Origin of the sequence: Halobacillus sp., assembly GCF_049282395.1 — a bacterium.
GTDB lineage: Bacteria > Bacillota > Bacilli > Bacillales > Halobacillaceae > Halobacillus.
Window position 1 is genome coordinate 1 of the sequence record NZ_JBAPTY010000288.1, and the last position, 6873, is coordinate 6873.

4 protein-coding genes and 1 pseudogene are annotated in these 6873 nt (G+C 41.4%); 1 reads left to right on the forward strand and 4 read right to left on the reverse strand.

Annotated features, from left to right (window positions below):
* Positions 1 to 212: 212 nt before the first annotated feature.
* Positions 213 to 1229 (reverse strand): acyltransferase family protein, encoded by a 1017-nt coding sequence (locus WAM07_RS12685; RefSeq protein ID WP_422167366.1) that lies wholly within the window; start codon positions 1227 to 1229, stop codon positions 213 to 215.
* 205 nt (positions 1230 to 1434) lie between these two features.
* A complete protein-coding gene (locus WAM07_RS12690) occupies positions 1435 to 2676 on the reverse strand; it encodes an aminopeptidase (protein WP_422167368.1) in 1242 nt (413 codons plus the stop codon).
* A gap of 252 nt (positions 2677 to 2928) precedes the next feature.
* Here WAM07_RS12690 and WAM07_RS12695 point away from each other — a divergent pair, with 252 nt between their 5' ends.
* Positions 2929 to 4296: a DUF2254 domain-containing protein gene (locus WAM07_RS12695; protein WP_422167370.1), complete on the forward strand. Its 1368-nt coding sequence runs from the start codon at positions 2929 to 2931 to the stop codon at positions 4294 to 4296.
* A 24-nt stretch (positions 4297 to 4320) separates the two neighbouring features.
* Here the strand turns inward: WAM07_RS12695 and WAM07_RS12700 are convergent, their stop codons facing one another.
* Both WAM07_RS12700 and ribH read right to left on the reverse strand, forming a co-directional pair.
* The gene (locus WAM07_RS12700) at positions 4321 to 5763 is read right to left on the reverse strand and encodes a cryptochrome/photolyase family protein (RefSeq protein ID WP_422167371.1); all 1443 of its coding nucleotides are present in this window, start codon (positions 5761 to 5763) and stop codon (positions 4321 to 4323) included.
* A 1025-nt stretch (positions 5764 to 6788) separates the two neighbouring features.
* A pseudogene (gene ribH, locus WAM07_RS12705) lies at positions 6789 to 6873 on the reverse strand (6,7-dimethyl-8-ribityllumazine synthase); the annotation flags it as partial.

Here is a 6873-nt window from a genome sequence, read left to right on the forward strand (position 1 = left end):
AAGTCGAAGACTGAGGAGGCTCAGCACATGCCCACGGAAAGCGAAATCGTCCCCCGAAGGACCTACAGACTAACCCGATATCTCGAAACTGAGTCTTACAGTAACCGGCCCTTTAGTTTAATATCTTGCTTTTTAAAAAACCTGTAGTCACGTTTTGGTATGCACTAAAAAAAGTGCGAGTCTTTATAGGACTCGCACTTTTCGTTCATTTATTAAGGTTGATAGTTGGAATCTTTATTAGAGTGCCTCTGCCACCAATGTTTTATCAATTGAGTGCGGCCTTCGATTAAAGGCTGAGTCAATGTGCGGATTATACTGCTTGAAAGCAGGTACACAATAAGCGCAGCCACTATAGCAAGACCTAGGATATCGAAAATAGATCCTACTTTAAACAACTCAGCCTGTCTGAAGAATTGGATGAAGAAACCGTGCAGTAAATATACATACAAGGTTTTTCCGCCAAGATAGGAGAAACGATATTCTTTTCCAGGCACCCAGGATAATACACTTACCGTCATAACAGCAGCAAGAAGATACACCATTAAGCGGATCAAGCCGCCGAATTCTGGATTACCCAGATCTGCATACGATTTAGAACCAAGCAGCCATCCTGAACTTACTTCCGGAAAAGCAGCTATAAGTCCAGCTGCTAAAGCCATCACCACAAGCCCTATTTCTCTTGCGCGTCGCGTTCTAAACAGTTTCACATGCTCTTTCGTCATCCAGTACCCGGCCAGGAAAAACGGAAAAAATACAAATGTTCTGGATAAGCTGAAACTGTGGCCGATATCGTTGAAGTACCCAACTACAAGCCCAACCTCCACGGCAATGGTAATTCCGATAATAGGCGGGATCTTTTTAAACCAGTACAACAGAATATGCCAGCAGAATAAACTAAACAAGAACCAAAGCGACCAGTGAGGATAAAAAGGTCCGTTGAGCCATCCATCTTTTCCAATAAAGAAGAAATACCCCGTATAGGCAAGTTGGAAGATAAGATATGGCAAGATCAGTTTTTTAGCCAATTGAATGATGTAATCCTTATGACCTGACCCCTTAGCAAAAAAGCCGGCCAGGAAGATGAACGCAGGCATATGAAAAGTATAAATCCACGTATAGAGGGTGTACATGGGAACTGATCCATCTGTAAACGGCTGGATCATATGACCAAATACCACTAAAAAAATCAGCAATAATTTTGCATTATCGAAAAACACATCACGCTTCATTCTTTTCACCCTTCGCTCTTCAAATTTCCTAGTCTGAAAAATTGTCCTATACTCTATTTATCACATTTTTAAAGATTTGATACCGTTTTTATTATTTTTTAAACAAACTGTAAACTACCTGTCAATTCTGTCTCTTTTCTGTCATGGAACAAAGATACAAAAATCCTCTTCTGCGCTTCATGCAGAAGAGGATGAATTTACGGTTTTATTCAAATTCAATGGCCCAATTTCCATTTCTGAAAATCGGCTCAAACTCGCCATCTTTAGTTTCTCCATCAATATGCAACTCTGGCGAACCCATCATGAAGTCTTCATGAACTAGACTATCATTAACACCGTGATGATCCATTTGTTGCTCATCAAACGAAGAACCGTCTTTGATATTAGTCGGGTATGCCTTGCCCAAAGCTAAATGACAGGAAGCATTCTCATCATAAAGCGTATTAAAGAAGATGTGACCGGACTTAGAAATTGGAGATTCGTTCGGCACAAGCGCAACCTCTCCTAATTGCTTCGCTCCTTCATCCGTATCAAGCAAGTGTTTCAAAGTATCTTCACCAGATTCAGCTGAATAATCAACTACTTTACCGCTCTTAAATGTAAGGGTAAAGTTTTCAATCAAGTTTCCGCCGTAGTTGAGCGGCTTCGTACTCGTCACTTTACCATCTACACCATATTTGTGGGGCATGGTAAATACTTCTTCTGTCGGCATATTTGGATTGAACTCAGTGCCTTGTTGAGAAGTAGCTGAACCACCATGCCAAATATGATCCTCGACCAATTCGATGGACAATTCTGTGCCTGGAGCTTTATAATGCAGTTTTCTATATTGCTTATTATTTAAATATTCGCGTGCCTGGCGTAAACGTTCATTATGATCATTCCAGGCTTCAATTGGATCTTCCTGATCAATCCGTGTGATCTGAAAGATTTGTTCCCATAGTTTGTCCTGGGCCTTTTCGGAAGAAAGCTCTGGAAATACCTTTTCTGCCCAGGCCTTCTGGGAATAAGCTACAATGCTCCAGGTTGTTTTATCATTCATGATGTAATCGCGATATTTAGTAAGTGCCTGAGCACTCGCTTTATTAGCTTTGGCTACACGCTCTGAATCCACATCTTTTAATAAGTCCGGATTCGGGCCATAAATCGAGAGTAGAGAATAGCCATCAGCCACCATCTCCTCCAGCCCTTCTGCCTTCCATTTAGGGAAGTTCTCAAGTACCTCCATTGGAGCATTTTTCATTTTGAGGTAACTTAATACTTCATCGCCCCACTCAACGTGAACGTTCTTGGCTCCTTTGCCATAAGCTTTAGCAGAAATGGTGCGAACAAGATCTGCTGCCTCAATCGGGGCGTTAATAATCAGCCCCTGACCTCTTTGTAAATTAACCCCTTTTTTCAGAGCTAATTCTGCGTATTTTTCTAATTGCTTTTGATTTGCTGTCAAATTGATACCTCCCAAAATTGAGATTGTCATTATATTATTTCATATCTTCCATCCATTTCCTAATTAAATGCCGAATCTTGAATTTTAACTAGGAAACATATAGTTCTTATACCTTATTTTCACCTTTTTCTATATTAAAAAACAAAAAGTGGGTTAGTTTATTTTTATCAAGGGTAGGAAATAGAAGAATTTAAACTAACTAAGAATGGTGATTATGTGGGTTTCTTTTACTATATTAGAAAATATTTAAAAATGTCGAAACGTCAGCGTAAAAGTGAGTTAAAATCCACCCTCTGGTTTATGCCTTTCTGGTATATAGTAGGAGCTGTTGGTCTTTCTGCTTTTACTTTTTATCTAGATTACATTGTGGATGTCAGCCTCTATTTGCCTGCTGCCATCGGGTTCAGCGGTCAGACGCTTCAGGTTCTTTTGAGTGCACTCGTAGGAGGGGTGCTAACCTTAAGCGCATTTACGATTAACTCCCTGCTTGTAGCACTTACGACGTTCAGCGGCCAGTTTTCTTCCAAAATGCTTGTAAACTTTGTAAGTGACCGGGCGACACAGCATGTTCTGGGAATATTTAATGGTAGTTTCATATATGTGCTCTTGAACTTCTTATACGTCACTCATGAAGAAGAAGAGTATATCGTGGCTACACCTGCTCTATCTATTTTAACTGCCATAACAGCTGCCGTGACCTTTATTTATTTTATCAACCATACAACGACCTGGATGCAGGTTCATAACATCAGTTACAATATGAACTCCAAGTCAAAATCAGTGCAGGCATCTTTAGAGAAAGAACTGAAGCCCTATCACCTTGAGAAAAGCATCGACGAATCTAAACTGCCTTCAGAAGCAGAGGGAAAGATGATTGAAGCCAATCAACCGGGTTATTTTCAAGTGGCTGATTTCTCCCGTCTCATTAAACAGGCTAAAAGAGATAATAGTCTTATACGGTTTGATGTCAGAATCGGAGAATTCGTTGTAGAAGGTACGCCTGTGGTCACTTATTGGGAAAATGAAGAAAAGGTGGACCCTGCCCGATACCTGAAATCTATTGAGATTGGAATTAAGCAAACTGAAATTCAGGATCTGGAATACGGTTTAATCAAGCTTGCCGAGGTAGCCATTAAGGCTCTGGGGCATAACGACCCGCTAACCGTCACGAACACTATTCACCAAATTGCAGATCTATTAAAGAGTATAGGTCAGTCTTCCAATTTCTCTCCCTATCTTTTCGACCAGGAGCAGGAACTTCGTATTATCTTAAATCAAAAGGATTTCAGATATTACCTTCACAAAGGGTTTGCATCCATTCGCGAATACGCGAACCAAAACTCAGCGGTCATGACCGAACTGCTTACTATGGTAGCCCTGCTTAGTAAAACAATGGATCAGTCCGTCCACAAAGATTTATGGGAATTTGCACGCCAGACGATTTTAGGATTTGATAACTACAGCCTTTATGAAAATGATTGCCTTTATATTTTAGAACAATTATCCGTGCTTGCAAAAAATACAGGTAACCAGAAAGATTATCTTTTTCTACTCGAATACATGCTGGAAAGAGTCAGCTCTAAAAGCGCCTCAAAGGTACCGTCTTTTCCTTTAGACTGACCTAAAAAAGAAGCAGAGAGCAGATCAAGAGCTGCTCTCTGCTTCTTTTTCATTTTTAAACATTTCAATCGCCCGAATGCGCATGGTTTTATGATCAACCATTGGCTCAGGATAGTCTTCCCCAATGACACAATTCGCTTGCTCCTGGTCTTTCTCAGACATTTTAGCCGGCTCATGAATATATTTTTTATCGACATCTATTAATTCCGGCACCCATTCTTTAATAAAGCGCCCGTGTGGATCGAAACGTTCCGACTGTCTAGTAGGGTTAAATACCCGGAAATAAGGAACAGGATCTGTCCCTGTAGAGGCAGCCCACTGCCAGCCACCAATATTAGAAGCCGGATCATAATCGATCAGTTGTTCTGCGAAGTATCTTTCTCCTGCACGCCAATCCATCAGCAAATCCTTGGTTAGAAAAGAAGCTACAGCCATGCGAAGACGGTTGTGCATCCACCCTGTCTCATTCATCTGTCTCATAGCCGCATCGATAATTGGAAATCCTGTGCTGCCCTCTTTCCATTGATTAAAAAGATCTTCATCATAATTCCAGGGCAATCCCTGATATTTCTCAACCATTTCTTCATCTCCGGCATTCGGATAAAAGTGATAAATCATATTATAGAAATCACGCCACGCAAGCTCTGAAATATACGTTTCGACCCCTTCTGTATTTTTGCGGTAGTCCACTTGATCATGAATTAAATGATAGACCGTTCGAATGGAAATAGCACCAGTTCTTAAGAAGCGGGACATCCGGCTTGTACCATCCACCGCTGGAAAATCCCGGTCCTTTTCATAATCATAAATCGCTTCATCCAGAAAATCATAAAAGTGATCAAGGGCATCGTTTTCGCCGACTTTATCAAATTCTCTCGTTGTCTTGCCGATCAAATTTTTGTAAGCTTTGTAACCATCCTCAAACTCATCATTCTTGTCTACAGCAAGCTGGGATAACCGGTCATGATCTACCTTTTGAACAGCTGGCTTTTGCAACTGCTTCCACTGTTTATAGTAAGGGGTGAATACTTTATAATATCCGCCGGTCTTTTTAGTTACTTCCTTCGCTCCGTGCATATGATGATCGATATAACTGAAGACCTGAACGTCTGAATCGTTTAAATACTCTTTAACGTCATGATCTCTTTTCAGGCCAAATCCTGACTCATCTCGATTATAATAAACGGCTTCTACTTGATGTTTTTCAACCAGCTGAGCGAACGCTGCGCTTATCTTTCCTTCTATAAAATGAACGACTAGCCCCTTCTCTTCTGCGTCATCTACAAAAGCCTTCAAGGTTTGAAAAAAGTAGTCATGCCGTGCAGTAAATTCCTCATTCAGGTCAGGATGGATATGAAAAAATAAAAGGATTTCATCCTCATCGCTCGCATGTTCCAATGCTTTATTGAGTGCTGTATGATCATTTAATCGTAAATCTCTGCGAAACCATATCGCTCGAGTTGTCATGGCTGCCACTCTCCCTGTCTTATTCTACCTAATCTCTATTGTAACGAATGTCTGTTCTACCCTCACGTTTTAATAGGTAAGCTTTGATATAGTCTTTGCTTTTTCACTAGTTGCCCAGTTACCCGTCATTCATTTTCCATAATAAGCTTATTCAACAATCGGGCCGGATTATGTAAGTCTCAGTTTCGAGATCATTTGGGTCCGTTACGATATGAGGAGGGGGCTGGTGGGGAAATAACTCGTCTTGTTCCATCACCCAGACACTCGAGACATAAGCCGTTCATCAACGGATTGAAAAACCGCCATCCTTTTGATGCTCGGCTTATGCTGGTCGTGTCTTTCGGGGTGATTCCACATTTGAACACTTTCCTATGGGGGAACGGTGAGCTTCTTCGCTCGTTTCACTCTCTGTGGGATCTCACCTAGTTCCTTCTCCCATGGGGGTCTCACCATTTCCCCACCAGCCCAACTTTATTAGGAATAACGGCCCCTTCGGAAAGAGAAGATTTTTTCTTCCTTACCCTGCCTGGAATGTTTATATAGCAGGCTATCCCGCGTATGTCCAGCCTAAAAAAGTGTATACGTACATGTGTTTATTTCTTCTCAAAAGGGGTAAGGATGAAACCGTTTAGAGTTTCTGATTCGGCTAGGTTCGGAGGGCCCGCAGGGCTGTTAAGCCCTAGGAAGCTCACCACAGAAGAAGTTCGACTAAGACCGCCACGTCGTGTGGCAACGTCGAACGACCCTGCGTCGTGCAGGGCCGGAAAGCGAAATCGTCCCCCGGATAACCTTCCGCTCCACCAATATCTCGAATTCAAGTTTTCCAGTATCGGGAGCTTTCCTATAAGATCAGCTTCGCTGCTTTTTTTAAATTACACCACCTTAACGACAAATTATCCAGATATTGAATCATCATATAATATGTACTAATCGCATTTTCCTTATTGAAAATAACCAATAACCTTTACTATCGCTGTCAGGTAAAAAAAACAGGCTGCCGCTGATTTGCGACAACCTGTCCACTTTTACTGATCAAATGTTTTCATTAATGTAGCCATTTCAATGGCTCCTGTCGCGGCTTCCCAGCCTTTATTGCCTGCTTTAGTTCCC